Origin of the sequence: Bifidobacterium aesculapii (assembly GCF_001417815.1) — a bacterium.
Taxonomy (GTDB): domain Bacteria; phylum Actinomycetota; class Actinomycetes; order Actinomycetales; family Bifidobacteriaceae; genus Bifidobacterium; species Bifidobacterium aesculapii.
On the sequence record NZ_BCFK01000047.1, the window covers coordinates 22,537 to 48,208 of the forward strand.

The following is a 25,672-nucleotide window of genomic DNA, read 5'->3' on the forward strand; positions in this document are numbered from 1 at the left end:
CCACAACAACAACTCCACCGCCAGCTGGGCGAACGGCATCGTCGAAGTGCAGGTCTACGCCAACAAGAAGACCGACGCCGACAAGCCGAACCCGCCGGCCACGGACGTGCCCGCCACGGACAAGGTCCCGACCTACACCAAGTTCGAGCCGATCGCCGATCCGGGAACCGGTGACAAGAATTACTTCCAGCCGCTGTGGTATGCGAAGGATTCCGACACCGCCACCACGGGCAAGCACATCCAGGCGCACGGCGGTCAGGTGGTGCCCGTCCAGGAGAACGGCAAGACCGTGTACTACTGGTACGGCGAGGACCGTTCGTCCGGCTACCTCAACTCGCACGGCGTGCACGTCTACCGTTCCGAGGACGGCATGAACTGGGTGGACAAGGGCATCGCCCTGCGTTCCATCTACTACGACGGCGAGCTGACCGACGACGAGTACTTCGTCAACCTGTACGGCCTGAAGAAGTCCGACGGCACGATTGACACCGCCAAGGCCAAGAAGATCGCCTACTACCTCAACACCAACACCGATGAGGACGGTGACGGCAAGAAGGACGTGGCGAACGCAATCTTCGAACGCCCGAAGGTGCTGTACAACGCGAAGACCAAGAAGTACGTGATGTGGTGGCACGCGGACGGTTCGCCGACCGTGTCCAGCACGTCCAACTACGCGCGCTCGCTTGCTGCGGTGGCCGTGTCCGACTCCCCGACCGGTCCGTTCAAGATGGTCGGCGCATACCGTCTGCCCAACCGTGAGGACTACAAGACCGGCCACAGCGCGGCCGTGCCCGGTGGCTCCCGCGACATGACGGTGTTCCAGGACGACGACGGCACTGCGTACGTGATCTACTCCTCCGAGGAGAACCGCACGCTGTACGTCGCGAAGCTGAACGACGAGTACACCAACGTGGTGAAGACCACGAAGGATACGTCGAAGATCAAGGACATCGACCTGCAGTACTCCGAGTCCGGCGAGTACCCGTACACGCTGGCCGACGGCGACGAAGGCGCTCCGGTGTCCGGCAAGGACTTCGTGATCGTCAAGGACCGCGGCATGCTCGAGGCCCCGGCGCTGTTCAAGACGAACGGCAAGTACTACATCGTGACTTCCGGTGCGACCGGCTGGGCGCCGAACAAGCAGACCTACTACACCGCCGATTCGATCCTCGGCAAGTGGATCCGCGGCATCCAGGCCGACGACCGGTACGAGAACACGAACTTCCAGAACCTGCCGGAAGGCGCGGACGGCCTGCTGTCCGTGGGCGACACGCGCGGCTCCACGTTCGGCTCGCAGACCGCGTCCGTGTTCGAGTACCAGCCCGGCAAGTTCATCTACATCGGCGACCGGTGGAACGCGGGCAAGGCCAGCTCCACGTATGTGTGGCTGCCGATCGTGGTGAACAAGACCACGGGCGCGCTGACCATGCAGAACCCGGCCACCCAGGATCCGGACACGTATGGTGACGGCTGGGATGCGAGCTACTGGGAGCAGACGGCCGACAACCCGCTCAACCTGGCCTCGCTCAAGGTCGACGGCAAGGACGTGCCCAACTTCGCGGGCGGCACCACCTCCTACACGGTGGACACCGGCGCGTGGGGCAAGGTCCCGACCGTCGAGGCGGCGGCCTCCGACGCCACGAACACGACCGTCACGGTGGATGTGAACATCGCCCGTGCGATCGTCACGGTCGCGTCCAAGGCCGATCCGGCCAAGACGCGCGTGTACACCGTGCGCTTCACCGCGTCCGGTGAGTCGCCCGCCGTGGCCGACCCGTGGAAGACCACGAGCTGGGGCAACGCCGGCGCGTTCGCGCAAGGCGAGGGCGAGGGCCTGTTCCGCATCGTCGACAAGTCGAACACCGGCGCGTGGACGAACAAGGACAACCTGTCCGCGATCTGGCAGCCCGCCAAGCTTGAGGTCGGTGGCTCCATCCAGACGACCATCGTCTCGTCGCAGCCCGGCAACAACGAGGATCCGCGCGCGGGCATCATCGTGCGCAACGATCTGAGCTCCGCCGGACAGGGCAAGGCACACGGTTACGCGCTGCTCGTCGCCGGCAAGTCCGGGTCGTTCTTCCAGACCGACACCGACAACAACGGCTACATCGACGCGGAATCCGCGAAGGCCGCTGAAGCGGTCACGTCCACGGACACCCCGCTGACGATCAAGCTCGTGCGCAACAGCAAGACCGAACTCGAAGGCTTCTACAAGGTGCCCGGCTCCGGCGCGGACGCCGAATGGAAGTCCCTCGGCAAGGCCACGCTTGGCGACGACGCTGCCGACAAGCTCGACGTGGGCGTCTTCGCCACAGCGAACAACGGCAAGGGCGACTACACCGCCATCTTCGACGGCACGGCCATCGCCACCAAGCCTGCGCCGACCGTCGAGTCGATCAAGGTCGCGACTGCTCCGAGCAAGGTCGAATACACGGTCGGTGAGTCGTTCTCGGCTGACGGCCTGAAGGTCGTCAAGGTGCTGTCCGATGGCACCGAGGCCGACGTCGACGCCGCTGATTACACGCTGACGGCTGTGTCGGCTTCCGGTGCTGCGGTTGACCTGTCCAAGCCGTTTGCTGATGCTGCGGTGGGTAAGGTGACGGTGACGGTGGCGCTCAAGTCCGACGCCTCGAAGACCGCCGCGTTCGACCTGACCGTCAAGGCCAAGCCGGTCACCGTGACCGGTGTGAAGGTCACGGCCGGGCCGACGACGACCGAGTACACGGTCGGCCAGACGTTCGCCGCTGACGGACTGACCGTCGTCAAGACCATGTCCGACGGCACGACCGTGCCGCTGACCGCCGCTGACTACACGCTGACGGCTGTGTCGGCTTCCGGTGCTGCGGTTGACCTTGCCAAGCCGTTTGCTGATGCTGCGGTGGGTAAGGTGACGGTGACGGTGGCGCTCAAGTCCGATGCCTCGAAGACCGCCGCGTTCGACCTGACCGTCAAGGCCAAGCCTGCGCCGACCGTCGAGTCGATCAAGGTCGCGGCCAAGCCGACGACGACCGAGTATACGGTCGGTGACACGTTCTCGGCTGACGGCCTGAAGGTCGTCAAGGTGCTATCTGATGGCACCGAGGCCGCGGTTGACGCCGCTGACTACACGCTGGCTGCTGTTGACGCCGACGGTACGGTGGTTGATCTTGCCAAGCCGTTCGCACTCGTCGGCAAGGTGAGCGTGAAGGTCGCGTTCGACGGCAAGACCGCCAAGTTCGACGTGACCGTGAAGGAAGCCGACAAGGCTGACCTGAACGCCGAGATCGCCGAGGCCGAGAAGCTGACCGCCGACAAGTACACGGCCGAGTCGTGGGCCGCCTTCCAGGCTGCGCTGACGGCCGCGAAGAAGGTCGCCGCCGACAAGACCGCGACGCCTAAGGCTGTGGCTGACGCGCTCGCCGCGCTCAAGGCCGCTCAGGATGCGCTGGTGGTCGTCAAGCCTGCGCCGACCGTCGAGTCGGTGAAGGTCGCGGCTGCTCCGCAGACCGTTGCGTACACGTACGGTGACGTGTTCTCAGCCGATGGTCTGAAGGTCGTCGCGGTGCTGTCCGGCGGTACCGAGACCACGCTCAAAGCCGGCGAGTACACGCTGACGGCTGTTGACGCCGCCGGTGCTTCGGTTGACCTGTCCAAGCCGTTCGCGGTCGTCGGCAAGGTGACCGTGACCGTCGCGCTCAAGGCCGATACGACCAAGACCGCCACGTTCGAGGTGGCCGTCAAGCCGGTCGCCAGCGACGCCGACAGGGCTGACTTGGCCGCTGCGGTTGCGGCCGCCAAGAAGCTCAACGCCGGCGATTACCAGTCCGGGTGGGATGCGTTTGAAGCCGCGCTCAAGTCGGCCGAAGACGTGCTCGCCGACCCGGCTTCCACGAAGGCCGACCTGGACGCCTCGCTGGCCGCGCTCGAGGGCGCTCAGGGCGGTCTGGTCAAGAAGGGCGAGGGCGAGAAGCTCGAGACCAAGCCGTCCGATACCAAGAAGCCGGGTGCGGGTCTGTCGAAGACTGGTGCCGCGGTGAGTGTGGTGGCTGGTGTGGCTGTGTTGCTGCTGGCTGCCGGTGCCGGGGTGCTGTTGGCTCGTCGTCGTAACCGGCTGGGCTGATCGGGCTGGCTGGGTTGGCCTGATCGGGCTGGGCCATTTGGGCTGGATCGGTTGGGCTGGCCGGGCTGGCTGATTCGGCTGGACTGGCCTGTGGTCTGGCCGGCCCGGTCGCCTGGTTGCCGTTGGCTGTTGTCGGGGCGAGGTTCCTTCGGGGGCCTCGCCCCGATTCCGTTATTCCGGGGCTTGTCCCGTTTTCTCGGTCACACGTCTGATGTAGGTCTTGACGGTTGGTTCGCCGATATTGATCGATTCGCCGAGGATGACGCTGACCGTCACGGTGAAGCTCCACAGGAACTGGGAGAGGCACACCGCGATCAGGACGACCGGCCGATGCCCGACGAATGCCGACGATAGCGGGACCAGGACGGCCGCCAGGGACGGTCCGAGCAGCGAGTGGATGTACAGCGGTCCGGACGGGATCCTCGATATGATTCTCCCGGTCACGGCCGCGCTGATGATGCCCGCAATGCCGCGGCACGTCGCCGCGAGTCCCACCTCGGTGGCGTTCATGTCGAGGTTCCTGGCGACGAGCGACTCCATCATTCGCCAAGTGTTGTCTCCTCCTGCGCAGGAAGGCTCATCGGGAGATCCAATATGACCGTGTGCGGGGAGAGGGTCGACAGTGCAGGGGGACTGGTTGCTATGTGCCGGAGTGGTGGTGTCATGCGGGTTCTGGTTTCTTGCGTTGTGGGTTCGCTCGGGTATGCTCGTGGCTTGTCGTAGGTGGTTCTGCTGGACCGCGAGCAGGTGCGCGCCTTGGAGTACGACAAGGGGCAGCGTTGGTTTGAGGACGAGCCGGAGCCCCGGTCGGGCATGGATGACGTCGACCATGGGGTGATGGACCGGTACAAGCGGGCCATCGGCGCGGCCGACATCCCCGACGAGCGGGTGCTGCGCAGCCGCGGCTTTCTCGTGGACGGGCGCCTGACGAACGCGGGCGTGCTCCTGTTCGCGCGGTATCCGGCGGCGTTCCTGCCGTCGGCGCGTGTGCGCGTCATCAGGGTCGACGGGACCGAGCTGCATACCGGTCGCGGGCTGAGCGTCGTCAACCGGACGGAGATTCCAGCCGAGGGCCTGACCCCGACCGAACGCAAAGCCCTCACCCTCGCCGTCGACAACGGGAAGGTGACGACCAAGGTATTGGCCGAAGCCGCCGAAGTAAGCGCCAGGACCGCATCGAAGACCCTGAAGGAACTGGCCGGCAAGGGAATCCTGAACTGGTGTGGTTCCGGGACTCGTGACCCCAAGCAGTACTACACGTATTCGTAGCAGCATGTTCGGAGTAGCTTCGGAGTATTTCGGAGTGGCTTCGACATGGTGACGCCGGATTACGGCATTTCGCCGATGAGGGACGAGTGTGAAGCGTCGGTCCGGTCTGTGTCCCGGATGGTGATCTTGAAGGATTCTGTCCAGTGCGGCGCAGTAGTCGGCAGGAGTCCGAACAGCCGTCAACGCGTGTCGCTTGCATGCCGAAAATGCGAGAAGCCTTGAAATCATTGTGATTCCAAGGCCTCTACTGTGGTACCCCCAGAGAGGGGGATACGAAAGGCAATTGCCTCAAGCGCAAACGGCAAATCCTTCAAATGTATATTTACTTATTATCAATCTGAATCTTAAGTATAGCAACGATTCCCGCTTCCTTCCGGTAGACACGCAAGCAGTGTTGCTCCTTAGCGTCATCTTCATGCGGCTGATGGTCGAAACGACCTGTGACGAGTGATCGAATCATCCTAAACCTCAATGATTGCAAGGCCTAAGGTGTCGTAGGTGCATTTTTAGGTGCAATGGCTCGCCGAGAGCCCATTCGGCCACTTGGTGGCATTTTTGGTGGCATTTTCCGAGGCCGTTATGCGTGCCATCGATCCTGGATTCAGCACAAGGAGCATCATCATGTCCGCAAGGACGAAGAAGGACAGTATGGGGCCGTCGCCGGAGCGGCGGAGCAGGTTCGGCACCGTGACGCCGCGCTACGACGCCGCGGGCAATCTCATCGCCTGGCAGGTGCGCTACCCGGACCCGAAACGACCGGGCAAGAAGGTCCAGCGCCAGTTCAAGCCGGACATGGAGCACGAGGCGCACCAGTGGCTCGAAAAGGAGCGGCATCTGGTGGAACTGGACCGCAAGAACATCCAGGAATGGGTCCATCCGTCCGAACGCCGCCGCAGGAAGCGCGCGAGCCTTATCTCGTTCGAGGATTACGTGACCCGATGGGCGGAGGGATACCGGCTGCCGAACGGCGAGAGGATAGCCGGCGGCACGCGCCGGAACCTGTATCTCGACATCGCGCACTTCATGCCGGGCTTCAAAGGCAAGCTCCTGACCGAGATCACGCCGAAGGACATCAAACGCTGGTACGACGCACCGCACCCCGAGGGGCAATGGGCGTTCCGTCGCTCATGCATGCGCCTGAAGGCGGCGTTCGCCAGCGCCACGAAGATGAGCATGGACGGCTCCCCGCCGCTGATCCGCGACAACCCGTTCATCCTGCCCATACCGCCAGCGCCACGATCCGCCAGGGAAGACGTTCCGCCGGTCACGCCGCTGGAACTCAAGCTGATCGCGGAGAACATGCCCGACTACACGAGACTGGCGGTGATACTCGCCACGCTCGTCGGAGGCCTCCGTTGCGGCGAGCTGTGCGGCCTGCAGGTCAAGGACATCGATCTGAAGGCCAAACGCCTGACCGTGCGCCATTCCGTCAACAGGGGCTATGCGGATCGCGGTTCGACACGCATCGCCAGGACCAAGACCGACTCCAGCCGGCGCACCGTGCCCATCCCCGACGGTCTCGTTCCCCTGATTCACGACCATCTGCTCAGGCACTGCGAATGGACGGACCCGGAAGCCATGGTCTTCCGCCCCAGACGAGCCTCGGTGATGAGTCAGACCACCCTGGAGGCCCAGTTCCGCAAAGCCAGGGAGAAAGCCGGCCGACCCGACCTGACCTTCCAGTCCCTGAGGGCGAGTCACGCGACCCTGCTCATGCTCAAGGGCGGCACCTTGAGGGAGGTCATGGACGAACTCGGACACGTCAGCGAGAAGGTCGCCATCAAGCACTACCAGCGCATCGTCGCCCGACACCGCAACCAGATCGTCAACCAACTCGCCGAAGACTTCATCAAAGCAGCGCAATGACCACATATGGACGAATACGGATTGAGATGCCCTGCCGTCCGATGTATACAGAACTATTCCCAATATGGAATAGTTCTGTATACAATAGAGGTATGGCTATCAGAACGAATCGGACGCTGCTCACACGGCGGGAAGCCGCCCGCCGACTCGGAGTGAGCGAACGACGGGTCAGCGCGCTTCGCGCTGCCGGCCGGCTTGAATCGTTTCCCGTGGGAGACGGCTCGCTGGTCACGGAGGATTCCGTACGCCGCCAAGCACAGTGGCAGGGGGCGGACGGGCGCCCGTATTCACCGGACATGGCATTCGGGGCGCTATACATGCTCAGCGGTCTCGACGCGCCATGGCTGGGCCGACAACAGCGATACCGGCTCAAGGGATACCTGAGACGGATGGATGCGGAGAATCTGACCCGTCTCACGCGCAGGCGTGCGATGACGGTCGAATACTGGTGCAGGGATTCCAACCTCGCCAAGGTCGCAACCCTCATTCGTCCCTCCGCCGCCACCGGCACATTGGCGGACTCATTCCAGTTGACCACCACGGACATGGTGGAAGGATACGTCACCGCCAGCGCTCTGGATGACATCGTCCGACAATGCCGGTTGAAGCAAGGTGTGACACCCGTCCGGGTGCGACTCCACATCACCGACAATCTCCCCGCCGGCGAAGGATCAATGCCTCTCGGCGTATGCGCGACCGACCTGGCCGAATCCAACGACCCGAGAGAACGCCGCGCCGGCCTGAAAACCCTCCAACAGCTGATCGAAGACCACCACCGCAAGGAGCATCAGGAATGATCCCCACAATCCACATCCCCAGCACCGGCCATCCGTGGAGCACCGTGTACGCGGTCGCCGCGGCGAACATCCCGGAATCATGGCTGCTCACAGGCGGGCTCATGGTCCAGCTGCACGCCATCATGGGCGGATTGACCGCACGCCCCACCACCGACGCCGACCTACTCGCCGACCTCATGGCCGACCGACGCGGCATCGCCAGACTGCGCGGCATCCTCACTGCCCGCGGGTTCCAGACGCAGCCGGGCACGCTGACCGGATACACGACCCGCATGAGCGCGCCGAACGGCGACATCGTGGACCTGCTGGTCGCCGACCACCTGCCCAAATTCCTCGGCAACGACGCGACCATCGCCGGCACGCCGGTACTGTCCATGCCGGGCGGCGCGCAGGCTGTGGAACGCAGTATGCAGGTCCGGCTCATCGACGACCAAAGCGGGACCGAAGTCACAATCCGTATCCCGGACCTGCTCGGCGCATTGATACTTAAGAGTGCCGCCTATAGTGCCGATCACGCCGGCTACGGTGAACGCCACCTCTACGACGCCGCCCTGCTGGCATCCCTCATCCCGGACCCTGATGCCGAGCTCGCACGACTGCACAGCGGCACCGACCGCAAACGCATCAAACTCCTGCACGAGCAGCTCACCGAGGATTCACCTTACTGGGACAACCTCGACGAACCACACCGTCAGGACGGATTGGACGCCATCGAAACACTCGCCACATGGTGACGGGCACCTGTCAGCAAGTTGCATATACGGGGCATGCCATCCTGAATCACGTAGTTCGAAAAAACGTCCTGTTCCCTCGCGACAGAGCACGGCCAAATACTCGACATTCAAAGATGAAGTATTGAGCGTCTGCGTGCATATCGCTCTGACGCGATACTGACCTAATGCGCATGAGCGTGCTTCATTTGGCATCTGCCGTAAGACCTCAAGAATCGTCAGTCATCACAGTTCTTATTTTCTGCTTCTCTTTTCGTTTTATGCGGATAGAACTTATCGGCATAGACAATGAATGGCCTCAAAGAGGCCATTCGCGTGTGTATGTCATCTCAAGATGACATACACACGGCGAACTCCTCCTCTCCGGCATCATTTGACTTCAATCTCCCGAAAGGCGCACACACGGTGCGCCTTTTTGCTATCAAGGGGGATTTCATGCCCAGAAATAGGCGTCCCAAGAAAAACCAAACAACAAGGCCTCGAAGCGCATGGGGAACGGTCATACCACGTTTTGACGAAAACGGAGGAATCATTGCCTGGCAAGTTCGCTACCCGAACCCGCTTGCCCCGGGAAAACGAGTGCAACGGCAGTTCAAACCCTGGCAGGAACTAGAGGCCAGAACATGGCTCGAAGAAGAGAAACATCTGGTAGATCTGCACAATAAGGGCATAGCCGAATGGAAGCACCCGACTCAACGAAAAAAAGACAAGCTGAAGGAGTTCAGGGAACAGGAGCAGCGTCATATCCTGTTCCGCGATTATGTGGCGCAATGGGAATCAAACTACAAGCTCCCGAATGGCGGAGAGATAGCCGGAGGGACACGCAGGAACCTCAAATTAGACATCCGGCATTTCATCACGGATTTTGAGTCGCTCCGCCTCTCGGAAATCACACCCCTGAAAATCAAGGCATGGTATGACAAACCACATCCAGAAGGGCAATGGGCATTCCGTCGCTCCTGCATGCGCTTCAAGGCGATTCTCGAATCCGCGACAAAGCCCGGATTGGACGGGACGGAGCCATTGCTTCAATTCAATCCATTCATTTTCCCCATACCGCCAGCACCCCGGTCCTCCCGCATCGACGCGCCTCCGGTGACTCCTCGTGAACTGATGCTACTGGCAGAGGCCATGCCGGAATACACAAGACTGTCGGTCTTCCTCTCAACCTTGGTCGGAGGACTACGATGCGGCGAGCTCTGCGGCTTGCGTGTCATGGACATAGATCTAGATGGTCAGACGTTGCACGTCCGACGCTCCGTGAACCGTGGCCGTACGGATCGTGGAGAAATCCGATACAGCCGGACAAAAACGGAATCAAGCATAAGGAATGTGCATATACCTGACGCGCTCATGCCGATGATTCGCCAGCACCTTCACAATCACTGCGACATGGGACTGCCAGAATCTCCGGTATTCGTCCCACGAAGAGCGAAGATAATGTCCCAAACTACGCTGGAGGAACAATTCGCTAAGGCACGCGTAAAAGCCAGCCGTCCTGATTTGACGTTCCAAGGGCTACGGGCGAGCCATGCGACATTGTTGATGTTGCGGGGAGGCACACTCCGCGAAGTCATGAACGAGCTGGGACATACAAGCGAGAAAGTTGCCATACGTTATTACCAACTCACCGTCGCCGAACATCAGAGCAGGATAGTAGATCGTCTTGCACAGGATTTCATGGACGCATAGCGCCATATCAAAGGAAGAATGACACAAGCTGGTGCTGGTGTCTTCTCAGTTACCAACACCAGCTCAATGACATGACGGTGTGCATGGCATAAACAATTACCTCATGATGTTGTCATACGAAAGATGACAAGCCTCGCCAATAACAAGATGATGCGATTGCATCTATGCGATACTTCGGGCACAGAAAGGATGACCATGAAAGTAATTACCTCGGCGTTGCTGATCGTATCATTAACAGCAATCGGAATAATGCCGGAAGGCAATGCCGACGTTATCTCATTGGAAGCATATGACGTTACTACCTATTCAGTTCGAATGCTTCCGGCCTGTCCTCATTCCATAAATTGGATCTGTCACATCGTGGGATAAGCTCAGCGGAATTTGTGCATGAAATTGCCATGTGCCGTCTTCTGAGGAAGTTCTAGTTGTTCCACCCAGCAATTGTATGCGTTTTTCATGCAGCTTTAAACCATTTTCCGATACGGGTTTATCAGGGAACAAGCTATCCGCTGAAACTTCATTGACCTGGTCAATAGATATTATTAAATCTTTACAACTTATAGAGGTATAATAATCGCTATTGGGTTTCGCATGGGCGGCAGTGTTCGTATATAGCTCTTGCAATAGAGACTCTACTTCATCAAAGTAATCGTTGCTGATTTTTTCTGAAAACTCGGAAGGTATATAGGTTTTCCCAGAAAATCCCAGCATTGATAAAAATTTATCGCCTTGCTCGGCAATAGATTGAAGGCGTCTGATATACGGCATATCTACATTATTTAGCAATGCAACATCATTGCCGTTCATTACATTAATGGCAATTCGTATTTCTTCCAATGTTTTAACAATCGTTGATCGAAGATTTGAAATCTCTTCTTCGCTGAAGTTGCAATCATGTTTTGCTGATTTGTTATCCAGCATTATTGCCATGTATGTTAGATTTCCGCTAACCGAATCATGTATCTTACTGACGGCAATATTTTCCTTTCTAACCATTGAAAGATGCTGCTGAATCTTTTCTGCTTTAAGCTTATCCTTCTCTACTTGATCCGCCAGATTTCTCCAAGATATCGCTCTTCCGATGAAAAATGCCAAAAACATAATGAACAAAAGCATGACATATTCATCGAACGGAGTCTTTGTTAGACTGAATCTCCACATGCGAATGGCAGAAACTGTCAACGGATAGATTGCTCCATATGGTGGCTTGACATATAGTCCAATATAAGCAAGCGCCAACCAAGTTCCCCACAGAAAACTTGGTCCGCTAGTATCTGGTATAAAACAGCCGAAAACAAATGCACCCAACAGCAGATTGCTGCCTAATAGCGGATGAACGGCCATTAGCGCGATCATCGATATATGAATGATTACCAATAGCCAAGTTATTATTTCCCGTGGTGGATAAGTCCATGTTTCCGTTATCGTGATAACAATACTGACGACCGGAAGTAAGTGTTGAACATATTTGGTGTTATTGAGAATGAAAGCATTGTGCGCTTTATTGCTGCTTTTTACTCGTCTTTCTTTTCGAGCCATTTAATTACCGCCTGCGTTCTGTTCTTGGCGCCTATCTTCTCAACTACGCGCTTGATGTATGTCTTTACGGTTGGTTCTCCTATGCCAAGCTTCACTCCGATTTCCTTTGATGTATATCCTAACGCGCATAGATTCATGACCTCTTCCTCTCTTCTGGTGAGGTTCTTATACCGGCGTTTGGGGCTGTCCTCTATGGATAGTCTCGCGTAGGCTTCCTGCGCGGTTTCCGATGACTCGTATTTCACATGAGGTGATTGTCCGTTGGCCAATAGGCACACGGCTTGACAGACATCACGCACCTGCGCCTTGTCCATCAAACACGCTGCCCCGTTCTCCAGAGCCTGTACGTAGTATCTCTCTAGGGAGAAAGCGGTTATGCCGATCAGCACGATTTGCGGTGTTTTGGAGCGGATGGCCCGGCATACCTCATAGCCGGTCATGTCTTCCAAGGACATGTCCACCAGCAGTACGTCGGGCTGCGTTTTCTTATCCAGGCATTTGTCGATAGCCGTTTTGCCCTTCGCCGCCGTCCAATGTATTTCAGCGAATGGCAGAAGCTGCTTGATCATTAGCTTCATCATGCCAAGTGTGAGTTTGTCGTTATCGACAATGGCGATTCTGATTCGTTTCCCTAGGTACATTGCTCAATCATCCGTAATACGGTTAGATGTGGGTGTTGCGCTGGAAGCGTTCTGGTTCCGATTGATGGTGTTGGTGGTCTTGAACCATGTCTGGACAGCACCATCAATGAATTGCTGGTGCTGGTCGTTCCCGGAATCGGGCGGCTACGGCATGGGGACTCCTCTCATGGGGCAGATGCTGCTCATAGTACGCTCTGCACTCGGCTCGCCGAGCGCAGATGATCAGCAACCCGGAAAACGACTTCCTGCAGTCTTTGCAGTTCGGAGTCGCGGCTGGTCATACTCCATTGCGCCGCATACGCCTCCATCCAGATCTCCAATGCTGCGGCAAGATTCGCCGCGTCGTCATGCTGAATCGCCTCGCATGATTGCAAAGTGCCAGTGACCCCCGCCTCGGACGCGAGTCGGAGGCCAACTCGGTTCAGCGTTCGTTGCCCCTCGATGGCTACGCGGAATGCAGCGGCGTTTCCTGCGATTCGCGGTCCTGCGGTCGCGGTGATCGCGGAGATTCGACGAGCGCTGGTCTGCAGAAGGTGATCTGCGGTTTCACCGAGCGCGATGTGGTGCTTCAGATAGCGGAGCAGTATCCGTCGGGATTCTGCAAGTGACGGTGTCCGGCTTTCGTTCTGGAGGGTGCGGATCACATCGTCTGGTCGTTCGTTTTCCGGGAGCAGTCCCTGGATGGTTTGCAGAACCCCAGTGTTGACGCCGTCCTGTCCGTCATCAAGTTCCAGCCAAGTGACCAGGTGGTTCCATTGGAAGCAGGCCGCATGGCTTGCGCGAGCAAGGATATCAAGCAGTTCTCCGCTGGCGTCGTGGTATTCGAGTCGGGAGATGCGGCGGAGCATGTCGGCCTCGTCCGGGACGCGTCCCGGATTCCAGGCTTCCTGTGCGCCGATGATCATGCCGGGGATGGCCATGCGCGGGTCGTTGACGTGGCCGAGGTCGCCCCAGTCGGTGACGAGCATGCCCTGCGCTTGGTATTGCGCGCCGTAGCGGGCCATGCGGGTGATGTTGTTCCAGGCGTCGTCGATGCGCGGCAGGAGCGCGTTCCAGCACCATACGGCCGGGCACACGATCTGCGTGGCGCCGGATTCGGCGACGGTCCTGATTTTCTCGTCGGTGACTTGCGGGTCGTACTGCCAGTTGAGCAGGATGACTTCTTCGGGGAGCTGTTCCAGGATTTCGGGGTGTTCGAGGGCGATGTCGCCCCACATCATCGGTTGTTTGCCTTGGGTTTCGAGGTGGCGGCACAGGCGGGTGACGTAGTCGGCGTACATGGCGGCGACGCCGATCCGCTCGGCGAGGGGCTTGGAGCGGCCCTTGCCGAGGTCGAAGGTCTCGTCGGCGCAGATGTTGAACTTGTCGGAGCGGAACAGCTGCAGGTAGTCGTCGATGAGTTTCGTGGACAGGGCGAAGGCGCGTTCGTCGCTGATGTTCAATGTGTGGTGGCGCATGCGGTCGATGAACCCGAACGGTTCGTCGGCGGACTCGGGGAACTCGCCGAGGTCGCGCAGGGACTGCGTGCGCAGGGCCATGTAGAGATGCCCGAACGTGGAGACCGACGGGACCAGTTCTAGCCCACGTTCGGCGCAGTAGTCGTCGAATTCGAGGATGTCCTTCGGGGTGAGCGGGCTGCTGCCGCGCCAGGTCTCGCTCATCCCGTCGAACGCGAAGGTGTGTTCGACGTAGAGCTGGAGCTGGTTGTACCTGTAGAGGCAGAGTTTGTCAGCCCAGGTCTTGAGCCAGTCGAGGGTGGGGACGCGCCCGCGGGTCACGTCGAGATAGTAGCCGCGCGTTTCGAAGGCGGGCTGGTCCTCGATGTGCAGGCAGGGCAGGGCGGCGCCGCATTGGCGGATGAGCTGGCGCAGGGTCTGCACGCCGTTGCGCACGCCCTCGAAATCCGCGCCTACGACGGTCACGCCATCCGAGGTGATGTCGAGCGTATACGAGCCGGACGGGTGTGCATGGGGATTGTCAAGTATGGTCAGGGTGATGAATCCCGGCCAGCGGTCGCCCGTCGCGATGTCCCATTCCAATCCGGTGGCTGCGCGGATGTCGTCGATGAGTTGTGCGGCGAGTATGTACCGATCGTCACCGGCCGCGCGCGCTTCGTTGATTCGTCCGCACATTGGCAGCAATGCGATGCCTGCTTTATGCTGCATGGTTTGCGGCGTGGGGACGATGGTCCATCCTTGCAGGGGTGTTTGGCCGTTCATGGGAAGTTCCTTTCTTAGTATGTCGCCAAGGATTGTTGTGAGGTTCGTTTGGCCCTGAGATGGCAGTGCGGCGTCGAGGCCATTTCGCGGACATGGTCCCGACACCGCACATGCTGCCGATCGATTCAGTTGGGTTATTTGACGGCTCCCGTGGTGACGCCCTTCATGATGTTGCGTTGGATGATCATGAAGAAGATCACGACAGGCAGGGAGAAGATGACGGATGCGGCCATCTGCCCGCCGAAGTCGGTGCCCATGGTGGGCGTGGAGAACGAGGAGAGCCACACGGGCAGCGTATACTTCGCCTGATCCTTCATGAACGTGTAAGCGGTCATGTAGTCGTTCCAGGCGTTGATGAACGCGAACACGGACGTGGACACGATGCCGGGTGCGGCCAAGGGGAAGGTGATCTTCCACAGGATCTGCCAGTCGTTGGCCCCCTCGACGGCAGCGGACTCGAAGATGTCCTTCGGGATGTTCAGGAAGAAGCCGCGCATGTTCCAGATCGCGAACGGCAGGACCATGGCGATGTACGCGAGGATCAGGCCGCTGTACTTGTTGAGCAGGCCGAACTGGTTGAAGATGATGAACTGCGGGATGATGCCGCCCGAGGTCATCTGGATGGCCAGCACGAACACCATGATTGCCTTGCGACCGCGGAACCGGTAGAGAGTCAGGGCCGCGCACGCGAAGAACGCGAGGACGATCGACAGGACGATCGACACGGCGGTCACGATCACGCTGTTCTTCAGGTTCGTCAGGAACGAGGTCTGGGTGACGGCCACCATGAAGTTGTCGATTGACAGCTTCGCGGGCCAGAACACGGGCGTGGCGGTCATGATCTGGTTGCGCGGCTTGATCGACGTGACGAACATCCAGTAGACCGGGAAGATCCACACGATGCAGAACACGACGGCCAACACGATCGTGCCGATGCGGCGTAGCCGCGAGGAAAGGCTGCGCTTGGCGCGCGGCGCGGCAGAGGTTATGGTTGCGGTGGTCATCACAGGTCCTCCCCGGATTTGAGCAGGTATCGGATGTACACGCTCGTCAGGGCGAGCAGGATGAGCGTGACAAGCACGCTCGCGGCAGCGCCGGTGCCGATGTCGAACGACACGAACGCCTTCTTGTAGGTGAAGATGCCGATCGTCGCGGTCGTCTCGCGGGGGCCTCCCTGGGAGACGAGCCAGATCTGGTTGAACACGTTGAAGTCCCAGATTACCGACAGCATCGTGATAACCATCAGGCTCGGCTTGATCAGCGGCACGGTGATCTGCCAGTAGCACCGCAGCTTCGAGCAGCCGTCCAGTTGGGCCGCCTCAAGGCAGGACTTGTCCACCTGCGTGGTCGCCGCGTACAGGTTGATCGCGATGTACGGGACGGCTTGCCAGACGACCAGCAGCCAGATCTCCAGGAACGCGAGCCACGTGTTGTCGGTCCACGACAGGTTCGTCACGTCCCCGAACAAATGGGTCTGGGTCAGCAGCCAGTTGACCACGCCGTACCCCGGCTGGAACAGCCACTTCCACACCACCGACGAGGCCACGTTCGGCATGGCCCACGCGAAGATCAGCACGAACGTGACCAGCCAGCGCATCACCGGCCCCAATTTGGTCATCAGCTGGGCCACGCCCATGCCGATCAGCACGCTGCCGGCCACGAGGGCGGCCGCGAACCCGAACGTGCGGGCCAGCGATTTGTAGAACTCCGGGTCGGTCAGCACGTTCTCGTACTGGTCGAACCCGACGATGTTGAACGAGCCCGTGAACAGGGTCTTCTGGTTGAAGTCCGTGAACGACGTGAAGACCAAGAAGATCAACGGCACCACGACCAGCGCGATGATGATCACGCCGGCGGGCGTCAGCAGCCACAGGGGCGTCAGATTGCGACGCCGCTTCACCACGGGGACGGCGGCGGCCGTCGATTGCGCGTTGCTCATCATGATTTCCCTACTTCTTCGCGTACAGGGAGTCCGCATGCTCGTCGAACGACTTGGCCGCGGCCTTGGCCGTGGTGGCGCCGGTGGCGATGTCGCCGAAGCAGTTCAGGGAGCTGTCGTTCTCGATGGTCAGCCATTGCGGTGACGCCGGTGTGGCCTTGGTGTTCTTCGCCGACTCGAAGAAGCCGGTCAGGTAGGACGGGAAGTCCGCGGACTTCATGACCTCGTCGAGGCCTTCGACGTAGTTGGGCATCCACCCGTCCTTGGCGAACACGTAGTCCTTCTGGATCTCGGGGCTCGCGGCGATCTTGATCCACTTGAGCGCCAACTCCTGACGCTTGCTCTTCTGGGCGACGCCCCACACCGAGCCGGCCATCATCGCCGGCTGGAGCTTGCCGCTGGCGCCGGGCATGGGGAACGATCCCAGATTGTCGGTCGTGAGGTCGGGGTTGTACTGCTGGATGGTGCGGATGCCGGCGCTGTTGTTCAGGATCGCGCCGGTCTTGCCTTCGGCCAGCAGCTGGCTGAAGTCGGGGTTGCCGGTGTCCAGCGAACGGGACGCCTCGGAGGACCACTTGTGCTGGAATTCCAGCCATTGGTCGATGCCCTTGAGCGATTTGTCGCTCGACAGCGTGCTCTTCCAGGTTCCGTCCGACTGCTGTTCGGCGAAGTCGCCGCCGGCGTCCCAGATCCACCGTGCCGCCGACTTCCAATCGCGTCCGGGCATGTAGAACGGGGAGAAGTCCTTGTCGGTGTTCGCGTCCCGGAGCTTCTGCAGGTCGGCTTCAAGCTCCTTGTACGTGCTTGGCGGATTGTCGATTCCGGCCTCGGACCACATCTTCTTGTTGTAGATCACGGCGCCGGCGGCCCCCAGCGCGGGGATGCCGTACAGTCTGCCGTCAATGGTGGCGGGCTCCTCAAGGCCGGACAGCCAGGTGTGCCCCTGCCTCATATCGTCGGCCTTGTCCGTCAGATCCAGCAGGCCGCCGCTCACGGCGAACCCGGCGACCTGCGTGTTGCCCAGATCGATAACGTCCGGCGGCGTGTCCGTGGACAGCGCGGTCGTCACCTTCGTATTGATGTCGGCCCACACCTGGGTCTGCACATCGACCTTGACGCCTGTTTCCTTGGTGAACCGTTCGTTGATCGCCTTGATGGTGTCCTCGCTCTGGTCTCCCTGCATGATCCACACCGTCAGCTTGCCGCCCGCGGACGCATCCTGCTGCGATCCTCCGGACGGGGCTCCCATCGAGCATCCCGACAGGGTGAGCGCCGCTGCGGCCGCCAAGGCGATGGCCGCGGAAATCCTCTTCGTTCTCATGGTGGTTTCCTTTTTCCTGGAATGCCTGCCCGGCGCCGCCGTTCGGAGGAATGGCGCGACGTGCCGCTGCGCACGACGGTCCCGGGGCCGTATCCGTCCGCGCTGCCATGCGTGGACGATGCTGTTTCGGACGCCGTCGCCGGCGCCCGAAACAGCGCCTAGGAACGTGATGTCACATCGTTCCTCGACATGACGTCACGGCAGGAATGACATGACTTTTGTTAGCCATCCTTGCTTAATTCCTTTAGCTGGTTTCAACCTCCTTGATAGCCAAGGATATGACGTCTTTATCTTTTTGCAAGTCAGTCGAACAAAATAAGGGGCACGCTACGGCCTTGCTTGGCGAAACCGGACGAAACGCGTGGCATTCGGCCCGACGCGCCGAAGGGGGCGTTGCGTCGGGAGGTGCGGTCAGCAGGCGATGAGGGATGCACCGAGTGCGCCGATCGGAATCGACGGGTCGGCGAGTCTCAGACGTTCCGTCAGGCGCAGACCTGCGATGAAACCGCTGGAGGATTCCCTCCTGCGCAGTTCCCCGCGCAATGCGTCAAGCAACGGGGAGCCGACGCGCGAAACGCCGCCCCCGATGACGATGACCGAAGGGTCCTCACCCTGGGCGACGATCTGCACGACGTCAGCGAGGGCATGCAGCAGGATGCCGAGAACCCGCCCGGCTTCGGCATCGCCTTCGGCGGCCTTCGCGAGGATGTCGGGCAGCGGAGGATCCGCCATGGGCCACATGCGTCGCAGGGCTCCTCCCGAGCATGCGGTCTCCAGACATCCGCGTTGGCCGCATTTGCATGCCACGAGGTTGGGATCCACCGGAAGGTGGCCGATCTCCCCGAGGGCACCCGTGTCGCCGCGTTCGACGAGACCGGCGCGGACGAATCCGGCCGCCAATCCCGTCCCCAGATTGACGAACGCCATCCTTCCCCAACGGAGCCGTTCGGGAAGCGTCCCATAGGCTCCCAGCGCGGCGGCGTTCACGTCGTTGTCCACCCACACGGGCAGACCAAGCATGCCGGACGCGCGGCCCCCGAGCTCCAGTTTCTCGATTCCGAGATTGACCACGTTCTCCACCTGCCCGGTGTCTCGGTGGACCAACCCCGGGATGCCGATGCCCACCGATCTCACCTCGTCGAACCTCATGCCGGCCACCTGCCGCACGATGGCGGCCACGTCCTCCACGACCTCATTGCCGCCTTTTCGGGCCGTCCTGCGTCCGGACGCGAGGATGGCGCCGGCCGCGTCGGTCAGCACCGCCTCGATCTTCGTTCCCCCGACATCCACTCCGACGCGCAGGTTCTCCGTTCCCGTCGCGCCACCGGCGTTCATCATCATGGCAATCTCCGTTCCCGTTGGACGGACTTCTCTTTCGTCCGCCGATCATTATGTTCGGAATCCTTACATATTGGATTCGGGAAGCGATGATACACCACGCCATGCGCGCCCTGCGGCGGCGGCCGCATCCATCAGGACGAGACGGCTGCCGCGGACAGTCCGCGCCTGCCCACGATCTCGCGCAGAACCGAGACCGCCTGCCCCCGCAGGGTGGCGTCGTCGCCAAGCTCGCACCGACGCACTCGCATGTTGCTCTGGTAGTCGTTCCGCGACAAGGAGTTGACGGTTTCGCCGCATGCGCCGAGCAGCGTCTCGCCGACGATGTCGGGAGGCCCGTAGACGGCGATGTCGTGAAGGTTCAGCAGACTCGCCGGCATGGCCAGCGCGCCGCCGAGCCTTGCGCCGGCCTCGGCCAGGATGTCCGCGCGCCGCTCGGGATTCCGGCGGATGCGGTCGCGCAACGCGATGGCCGATACATAGGTCTCCAGACAGCCGCGCTTGCCGCAGGTGCACGCAGGGCCGGCGGGATCGATCACGACATGGCCGATTTCGCCGGCCGCATGGTCGTCGCCCTCCACGAACTCGTCGTTCAGCAGCACCGACGCGCCAATGCCCCGGGTGATCTGCACGAGCAGGCAGTTGGGATTGCCGTGCCCGAGGAAGCGGTCGGCGAGCAGGGCCGCGTTCGCGTCGTTGTCCACTCGGACCGGCAACGAGAACTCGCCTTCGAGCATGTCGCGAAGCTCCACGTCGTCCCAGCCGAGATTGGAACTGGAGATCACCCTCCCTGCGCCGGAGACCACGCCGGGAACGGCCACGCCGATGCCGACGAGCCCCGAACCGGCAAGCCGGATCATCTGGCCCACAAGCGAGAGCACATCGTCGAGATCGACCCGGTCGCCATCATCGAGCACGCGTTCGCGGCGCTCCACGATCCTGGCCCGCAGGTCCATCACGGCGCCGGTCATCACATACGGGCGCGACAGATCGATGCACACCAGACGAAGCACGTCCGTATCGATGGCCAGCAAGGTGCCCGGCTTGCCGCGGCCATCCCGTTTCCCCGACCCCAGTTCACGTAGCAGGCCGTCGTCGATCATCTCGCCGGTCACATCCGTGGCGGTGGCGCGCGAGAGCCCCGTCTCCTTGCATAGGTCGGCGCGCGACAGTTGCCGGTCGGGGAACAGCAGCCGGAACAACAGTCTACGGTTGTTGGCCCTTGCGTCGCTGGGATTGGATTTAGCGTACATGGGAGCCCTCCTCGGGTGAGACGATTGCGGAAATGCGGAATCACATTATCGGGACGGACATCCCGGCGTCATCCTCGAACGGCTTTCAGAATAACACCCATCAGGGGACTGACAATATGAAAACCCCGGCACTTTGACAAGTTTCCCATCTCTGTACATAATCATGTTCGACATCCAAACAAAATAGTTGCGACATACGGCCAAAGACGGTCAAGCACGGAAAGAAGACCAACATGAACAACACCACACGCGCAGCCATAGCCACGGCCGCCATCGGAGCCCTGCTCATCCCGCTCGCGGGATGCGGCAACACGACCACAAGCTCGGGCAAGACCGAACTGACGGTATGGTCATGGGACGCCAGCATCGATCGCGCCGCCAAAAACTTCATGAAGGCCAACCCCGACATCACGGTGAAGGTGAGCAACGTCGGCAGCACCGAGGAGACCTACACCGCGCTCAACAACGCGGCCCAGGCCGGCAACGGCCTGCCCGACGTCACCCTGATCGAATACCTCGCCATCCCGCAGTTCGTGCACTCCGGCACGCTCATGGACCTGAGCAAGATCTACGACACCGTCAAGCTCAAGGACACGTTCACCCCCGGCACCTGGAGCTCCGTGAACATCAACGGCGGCCTGTACGCGATGCCCGCCGACTCGGGCCCGATGGCCTACTTCTACGACAAGGACGTGTTCGACAAGGCCGGCATCAGCGAACCGCCGACCACCTGGGACGAGTTCTACGAGGACGCAAAGAAGATCCGCGCCACCGGCTCCTACATCACCTCCGACTCCGGCGACGCGGGCCTGTTCAACGCGATGATGTGGGCCATGGGCGGCCACGCCTACAAACTCAACGACGAAAAACTGACCATCAATATCACCAAGGACAAGGGCGCCCAGCGGTTCATGGACCTCTGGCAGAAGATGCGTGACGAGGACCTGATCGACGTCCACACGAAGACCTGGACCGACGACTGGATGAAGTCACTGGGCGACAGCTCCATCGCCAGCCTCATCAGCGGCGCATGGATGGCCAACAACCTCCTGCAGGGCGTGCCCCAAGCCACCGGCAAATTCCGCGTAGCCCTCCTGCCCACCATCGACGGCACGCCCATCAACGGCGAATACGGCGGCAGCGGACTGGCCATCACCAAGAAGATCCCCGACGGCAAACTCGACGCCGCCAAAAAGTTCGTCGAATACGTCACCACCAACGACGAAGGCATCGACGCCCGCGTATCCAACGGCAGCTTCCCCGCCACCACCAAGACCCTCAACCAGAAGGACTTCCTCGCCAAGACCACGCTCAGAAACGCCGACGGCAGCGACAACGAGTTCTTCGGCGGCCAGAAATACAACGAGGTCTTCTCCCAGGCCGCCAAGGACGTCACCGGCAAATGGGAGTTCCTGCCCTTCGAACCCTATGCCCGCTCCATCTACAACGACAATATGGGATCATTCTTCTCCGGCAAGGAGACTTTCAAGGCTGCCGCTGACAAGTGGCAAAAGGCGCTGAAACTCTACGCCGAAGATCAAGGTTTCATCATCCATTGATTTGATTCCCTGATTTCAGGAGATAGCTATAGCGCTGGCTATGACTTATCTTGTTCGTTTAGTATTCCTCCCGTTATTATAACGGGAGGAATACTAAAGTTGGATGCTCCAGTCGCATGATTCGACTACGTGGTCGGAGTGGGTGGCGATGATGACGATGCCGCCGTTGCCGGCCATGTCGCGCAGGGTGTGGATGACCATGTCGGCGTTGTCGTGGTCGAGAGCACCGGTAGGTTCGTCGGCGAGAATGACTTCAGGTTGTTTGACGATGAGGCGCGCCAGTGCGACGCGTTGTTGTTCACCGCCGGAGAGCTGGTAGACCAGCTCCCTTTGGCGGTCGGCCAGACCGACCCGTTGCAGGGCGTGGGAGATGGTGGTCTTCCTTACCCGTGACGGGAGGTGTGGCAGGGCGACGTTCAGGTTTTCCTCGATGGTGGCGTTGTCGATGAGCGCGTAGTCCTGGAACAGATAGCCCAGGGTGTGTTTGCGGAACATTCGCGCGCCGTGCGCGTGGTATCGGGTGATGTCTCTCCCGTTCACTTCTATCGCGCCGCCGTCCGGCTTCTCCAAGAGGCCGATGCAGTTCAGCAGTGTGCTCTTGCCGGATCCGGATGGTCCGGTGAGAGCGATCATCTGTCCCGAATGGGCCGAGAATCCGAGGTCCTTCCACAGCAGGTGATCGCCGAAGGATTTGGACAGGCCCCGGACGTCAAGCCGTGTGCTCACCGGCGTGCGATCGGGCATGTGGCCGGATAATGCGGTGGTCATCGTTTACTCCTCCCTAGCATGGTTTCGGACGTTGCCGCGCACGTATGCGGCGGTGGACAGCAGGCAGACCGCGAGACTTGTCATGGCGATCAGGACGGCGATGAGCGGCTGATACCCGTCGAGCAGCAGCGGATTGTTCTGAGCGTACGAGACGGTGGACCGGCGCGCGGCCAGAACGGCCTGCGACACGAACCATATGGACGGAATGATCGCCAGTATCGATTCGACGATGACTAGGCTCAGATGGGTTCTCGCGAAGGACCATCCGTGGATGTACCGGGCGAAGATGGTCTGGGCTCGCTCGCGGACCCTGATTCGGGCGATGGCCACGGCCGAGGCGATGAGGACGACGGCCGACATCATGACGTTGTACCCGTGGACGACCAGATCCGATCTGAGCTGCGCGTAATGCGTCGCGGCATTCTGCCCGGCATCGCTTACGGCAAGGATGAAGTCCTCCAGACCCGCCTGCCTTGAGGACGTGATCGCGTACTGCGCGTCATCCAGCAGTGCATCGCCCTGGCTGGCATACGCCGCGTAATCGTCGAAGGACAACAGTCCGCTGCCGTTGTCGACCACAACAATCAGCGCGTCATCGAACAAGGTGGGCGTGTCGGGCAGGGCTGACCCGTAGCCGAATAGCCGCTGGCCCCGCTCGCCGCGCACATAGTCGATCTCGGGAACCGGAACGCCGTAGGCCGACGCATGGGATCGCGCCCAGCTGTCGATCGCTTTCTCGTACGCTTTCACGGCCGCCGCGTCCGCATCATACGGGATCACCACCTTCACCGCCTTGGAGCCGGATGTCAGGCGACGCCCCTTGTCATCCCTGACCGTCTGGTGTCGCAGATAGTTGCCATTGACCAGCAGCACCGTGCTGGACGCTGTCTCCCCGTCGCCCTCAGTGGGCGCCATGAACCGCAGGTCGTCCTCATGGGCCAGAATCATCCGCCCCTCGTCTTCGGCGTGTTCCAGCCATTCGCCGGTCCTGCGACTGTACGCGTCCTGCTCGTCCGTCGACATGTTCGGATTGAGATGCACCTGCGCCACATCGCCGGCGCCCCGCCACGCCTCCTGGGCCTGCCACTGGTTGCGCATATTCCCCACGGCGGTGAACAACAACGTCACCGACCATATGGTGATGAATATCGCCGGAATGCGCACGCAGTACACCGCGATGGAAGGCAGTCTGCGGGGTAGCCGCCCCTTGACCGCGGACAACAGGGGCTGCGCGGCCGCGATTATGAATCCCACTCCATAGGCGATTGCCAGACCCACGCATATGGTTAGGAAGATCGCGGCCGAGAGCATGCCGAACAGGCCCCACTGGGCCCCATGGTTGTGCGCTGCCACCAGAGAGCAAGCCACAATGCTGATAACGCATGCCCCCAACATGCAGGAAACCGCATTGGCCTTGACATCCCGGGCCACCATCATCAACGGGCCTGAACCTTGAAGCCGCTGCACCGCGTATCCCTTCGCGTTCATCAGGGAGAAACCGCCCGCCAACGTCGCACACAACAGCAGCACGACGACCAGTCCCACCCCGACGGGCCTCGACATGACCCATTGCGCATACGAACCGACGAAACTCGTCTTGACAAGGACCCGGTACCCCTGGGACTGCAGTTTCTGCTGCAGGTCGACGGCCGAAGCGGCGGGCCCGTCGAACACGTAATACGTTCCCCGCGGATCGGAAGTGGCCAACTCATCCATCCGGCCGACTACAGTCCGCATCGAGACGTTGAACGACGGATACCCGTGCCCGATCCACGAAGCGGCGTCACCGGCAGGATTGCCGACCGCGACATACAAGTGTCTAGCACCACCGGGATCCCGCACATCGGCGACGCTTTTGACGATATTGACCCTGTCCGCCAGCGCCACCTCGGATATCACACCGACCGTCGCCTCGCTCCTGACCTGCGGTGACGGCCCCGATACCTGCACAGTGGCCCGTACCATAAGAGGCCCCGACAGATCCAGCGCGTTCAACAGCAGAAACGAACCCAACATTGCGGCAAACGCCGCAATCCACACCGCCAGACGAATGGACCCGCTGCGCATGGCACCCTCCTCAAACTCATTAAAGGTGATGCCGTTTTGCGGCATCACCTAATCAATTCTCGATTAGCAATATCTCCAATATGCCTGATCGATTCGAAGGGGATTGCTGTCATAAGCAGTCGCGGTAGACCACTGCTTCTTCACTGCGCATTCTGACCGGACAAGTCCGACATCACCGGTTACACTGGAACCGTGAAGAGCAGATGGATGACGATAGTTTGACCAGTTATAGCCTTCACCGAAATCCATGATTCCGTAGTTCCAAGTTCCACCACCGGCAGGTACGACAGCCGCCATTGCTGTCCCGGTGGCTCCCAGAGATAGTCCTGCCGCTAGAACGATAGCAGCCATTGCTTTGACACGTCGATGTTTATCGGTCATCTTTGACCCTTTCTATAGTAGGCCGAATTCTTTTCGACTCCGTAAGAACTATTGTCCTAAGCGAGAATGCGACGGGCAATGACGAGCAAGCTCGTTGACATCTGGAGATGACATGAAGCCCCCAATCTCGCTATCTTGAGATGACAAATGGCAGCCACAACTTCATCTTGTGCATGGAAATTCTTTATGCGAG

General features: G+C 60.4%; 18 protein-coding genes and 2 pseudogenes. 8 read left to right on the forward strand and 12 right to left on the reverse strand.

Features of this window, described 5'->3' with window-relative positions; all coding sequences use genetic code 11:
• Nucleotides 1-106: 106 nt before the first annotated feature.
• A pseudogene (locus tag BFAL_RS11970) lies at nucleotides 107-1,492 on the forward strand (glycoside hydrolase family 43 protein); the annotation flags it as partial.
• A gap of 933 nt (nucleotides 1,493-2,425) precedes the next feature.
• Nucleotides 2,426-4,099, forward strand: a pseudogene (locus tag BFAL_RS11975) (bacterial Ig-like domain-containing protein); the annotation flags it as partial.
• Between the two features lie 171 nt (nucleotides 4,100-4,270).
• On the opposite strand, the gene BFAL_RS06650 reads toward BFAL_RS11975, so the two are convergent.
• Nucleotides 4,271-4,642 carry an MFS transporter gene (locus BFAL_RS06650; protein WP_055427636.1) on the reverse strand — a complete coding sequence of 124 codons (372 nt, stop codon included), beginning with the start codon at nucleotides 4,640-4,642 and terminating at the stop codon, nucleotides 4,271-4,273.
• A 180-nt stretch (nucleotides 4,643-4,822) separates the two neighbouring features.
• Between BFAL_RS06650 and BFAL_RS06655 the strand changes: the two genes are divergently transcribed.
• The 5 genes from BFAL_RS06655 to BFAL_RS06675 all read left to right on the forward strand — a co-directional run bounded on the left by BFAL_RS06655 (nucleotide 4,823) and on the right by BFAL_RS06675 (nucleotide 10,454).
• Nucleotides 4,823-5,368 (forward strand): MarR family transcriptional regulator, encoded by a 546-nt coding sequence (locus BFAL_RS06655; RefSeq protein ID WP_055427637.1) that lies wholly within the window; start codon nucleotides 4,823-4,825, stop codon nucleotides 5,366-5,368.
• Nucleotides 5,369-5,989: 621 nt separating this feature from the next.
• Nucleotides 5,990-7,234 (forward strand): tyrosine-type recombinase/integrase, encoded by a 1,245-nt coding sequence (locus BFAL_RS06660; RefSeq protein WP_055427638.1) that lies wholly within the window; start codon nucleotides 5,990-5,992, stop codon nucleotides 7,232-7,234.
• A 431-nt stretch (nucleotides 7,235-7,665) separates the two neighbouring features.
• Nucleotides 7,666-8,031, forward strand: coding sequence for a hypothetical protein (locus BFAL_RS06665; protein WP_055427662.1), 366 nt, complete (start codon nucleotides 7,666-7,668; stop codon nucleotides 8,029-8,031).
• Entirely contained in the window at nucleotides 8,028-8,765 is a 738-nt protein-coding gene (locus BFAL_RS11600) for a hypothetical protein (protein ID WP_223846963.1), read from the forward strand. Before BFAL_RS06665 ends, BFAL_RS11600 begins: the two co-directional genes overlap by 4 nt.
• Nucleotides 8,766-9,050: 285 nt before the next feature.
• Nucleotides 9,051-10,454, forward strand: a complete 1,404-nt coding sequence (locus tag BFAL_RS06675) for a tyrosine-type recombinase/integrase (RefSeq protein WP_223846962.1) — start codon at nucleotides 9,051-9,053, stop codon at nucleotides 10,452-10,454.
• 306 nt (nucleotides 10,455-10,760) lie between these two features.
• Here BFAL_RS06675 and BFAL_RS11035 read toward each other — a convergent pair whose 3' ends face one another.
• From BFAL_RS11035 to BFAL_RS06710, 8 genes are all read right to left on the reverse strand, one after another.
• Nucleotides 10,761-11,993: a sensor histidine kinase gene (locus tag BFAL_RS11035; RefSeq protein WP_152973579.1), complete on the reverse strand. Its 1,233-nt coding sequence runs from the start codon at nucleotides 11,991-11,993 to the stop codon at nucleotides 10,761-10,763.
• Nucleotides 11,969-12,634: a response regulator transcription factor gene (locus BFAL_RS06680; RefSeq protein WP_055427639.1), complete on the reverse strand. Its 666-nt coding sequence runs from the start codon at nucleotides 12,632-12,634 to the stop codon at nucleotides 11,969-11,971. Before BFAL_RS06680 ends, BFAL_RS11035 begins: the two co-directional genes overlap by 25 nt.
• A gap of 182 nt (nucleotides 12,635-12,816) precedes the next feature.
• Entirely contained in the window at nucleotides 12,817-14,853 is a 2,037-nt protein-coding gene (locus BFAL_RS06685) for a beta-N-acetylhexosaminidase (protein ID WP_055427640.1), read from the reverse strand.
• A 134-nt stretch (nucleotides 14,854-14,987) separates the two neighbouring features.
• Nucleotides 14,988-15,857: a carbohydrate ABC transporter permease gene (locus BFAL_RS06690; protein ID WP_055427641.1), complete on the reverse strand. Its 870-nt coding sequence runs from the start codon at nucleotides 15,855-15,857 to the stop codon at nucleotides 14,988-14,990.
• A complete protein-coding gene (locus tag BFAL_RS06695; RefSeq protein ID WP_236691693.1) occupies nucleotides 15,857-16,795 on the reverse strand; it encodes a carbohydrate ABC transporter permease in 939 nt (312 codons plus the stop codon). Before BFAL_RS06695 ends, BFAL_RS06690 begins: the two co-directional genes overlap by 1 nt.
• Before the next feature lie 7 nt (nucleotides 16,796-16,802).
• Nucleotides 16,803-18,113, reverse strand: a complete 1,311-nt coding sequence (locus tag BFAL_RS06700; RefSeq protein ID WP_055427642.1) for a sugar ABC transporter substrate-binding protein — start codon at nucleotides 18,111-18,113, stop codon at nucleotides 16,803-16,805.
• Nucleotides 18,114-18,524: 411 nt separating this feature from the next.
• Nucleotides 18,525-19,451: an ROK family protein gene (locus tag BFAL_RS06705; protein WP_055427665.1), complete on the reverse strand. Its 927-nt coding sequence runs from the start codon at nucleotides 19,449-19,451 to the stop codon at nucleotides 18,525-18,527.
• A 134-nt stretch (nucleotides 19,452-19,585) separates the two neighbouring features.
• A complete protein-coding gene (locus BFAL_RS06710; protein WP_055427643.1) occupies nucleotides 19,586-20,704 on the reverse strand; it encodes an ROK family protein in 1,119 nt (372 codons plus the stop codon).
• Between the two features lie 233 nt (nucleotides 20,705-20,937).
• Between BFAL_RS06710 and BFAL_RS06715 the strand changes: the two genes are divergently transcribed.
• On the forward strand, nucleotides 20,938-22,263 hold the full coding sequence (locus BFAL_RS06715; protein WP_055427644.1) for an ABC transporter substrate-binding protein: 1,326 nt from the start codon (nucleotides 20,938-20,940) through the stop codon (nucleotides 22,261-22,263).
• A 93-nt stretch (nucleotides 22,264-22,356) separates the two neighbouring features.
• On the opposite strand, the gene BFAL_RS06720 is transcribed toward BFAL_RS06715, so the two are convergent.
• From BFAL_RS06720 to BFAL_RS10680, 3 genes are read right to left on the reverse strand one after another with little or no spacing between them, the layout of a single operon-like run.
• Nucleotides 22,357-23,031, reverse strand: coding sequence for an ATP-binding cassette domain-containing protein (locus BFAL_RS06720; protein WP_201780449.1), 675 nt, complete (start codon nucleotides 23,029-23,031; stop codon nucleotides 22,357-22,359).
• Nucleotides 23,032-23,034: 3 nt separating this feature from the next.
• A complete protein-coding gene (locus BFAL_RS06725; RefSeq protein ID WP_055427645.1) occupies nucleotides 23,035-25,143 on the reverse strand; it encodes a bacteriocin-associated integral membrane family protein in 2,109 nt (702 codons plus the stop codon).
• An 18-nt stretch (nucleotides 25,144-25,161) separates the two neighbouring features.
• Nucleotides 25,162-25,479, reverse strand: coding sequence for a lactococcin 972 family bacteriocin (locus BFAL_RS10680; protein ID WP_082440437.1), 318 nt, complete (start codon nucleotides 25,477-25,479; stop codon nucleotides 25,162-25,164).
• Nucleotides 25,480-25,672 lie beyond the last annotated feature (193 nt).

What these genes read in the sequence shown, in the direction of transcription:
- BFAL_RS06650 (WP_055427636.1), bottom strand. Translation starts at nt 4,642, where the DNA reads ATGATGGAGTCGCTCGTCGCCAGGAACCTCGACATGAACGCCACCGAG.
- BFAL_RS06660 (WP_055427638.1), top strand. Translation starts at nt 5,990, where the DNA reads ATGTCCGCAAGGACGAAGAAGGACAGTATGGGGCCGTCGCCGGAGCGG.
- BFAL_RS06665 (WP_055427662.1), top strand. Translation starts at nt 7,666, where the DNA reads ATGACGGTCGAATACTGGTGCAGGGATTCCAACCTCGCCAAGGTCGCA.
- BFAL_RS11600 (WP_223846963.1), top strand. Translation starts at nt 8,028, where the DNA reads ATGATCCCCACAATCCACATCCCCAGCACCGGCCATCCGTGGAGCACC.
- BFAL_RS06675 (WP_223846962.1), top strand. Translation starts at nt 9,051, where the DNA reads ATGAATGGCCTCAAAGAGGCCATTCGCGTGTGTATGTCATCTCAAGAT.
- BFAL_RS11035 (WP_152973579.1), bottom strand. Translation starts at nt 11,993, where the DNA reads ATGGCTCGAAAAGAAAGACGAGTAAAAAGCAGCAATAAAGCGCACAAT.
- BFAL_RS06680 (WP_055427639.1), bottom strand. Translation starts at nt 12,634, where the DNA reads ATGTACCTAGGGAAACGAATCAGAATCGCCATTGTCGATAACGACAAA.
- BFAL_RS06685 (WP_055427640.1), bottom strand. Translation starts at nt 14,853, where the DNA reads ATGAACGGCCAAACACCCCTGCAAGGATGGACCATCGTCCCCACGCCG.
- BFAL_RS06690 (WP_055427641.1), bottom strand. Translation starts at nt 15,857, where the DNA reads ATGACCACCGCAACCATAACCTCTGCCGCGCCGCGCGCCAAGCGCAGC.
- BFAL_RS06695 (WP_236691693.1), bottom strand. Translation starts at nt 16,795, where the DNA reads ATGATGAGCAACGCGCAATCGACGGCCGCCGCCGTCCCCGTGGTGAAG.
- BFAL_RS06700 (WP_055427642.1), bottom strand. Translation starts at nt 18,113, where the DNA reads ATGAGAACGAAGAGGATTTCCGCGGCCATCGCCTTGGCGGCCGCAGCG.
- BFAL_RS06705 (WP_055427665.1), bottom strand. Translation starts at nt 19,451, where the DNA reads ATGATGAACGCCGGTGGCGCGACGGGAACGGAGAACCTGCGCGTCGGA.
- BFAL_RS06710 (WP_055427643.1), bottom strand. Translation starts at nt 20,704, where the DNA reads ATGTACGCTAAATCCAATCCCAGCGACGCAAGGGCCAACAACCGTAGA.
- BFAL_RS06715 (WP_055427644.1), top strand. Translation starts at nt 20,938, where the DNA reads ATGAACAACACCACACGCGCAGCCATAGCCACGGCCGCCATCGGAGCC.
- BFAL_RS06720 (WP_201780449.1), bottom strand. Translation starts at nt 23,031, where the DNA reads ATGACCACCGCATTATCCGGCCACATGCCCGATCGCACGCCGGTGAGC.
- BFAL_RS06725 (WP_055427645.1), bottom strand. Translation starts at nt 25,143, where the DNA reads ATGCCGCAAAACGGCATCACCTTTAATGAGTTTGAGGAGGGTGCCATG.
- BFAL_RS10680 (WP_082440437.1), bottom strand. Translation starts at nt 25,479, where the DNA reads ATGACCGATAAACATCGACGTGTCAAAGCAATGGCTGCTATCGTTCTA.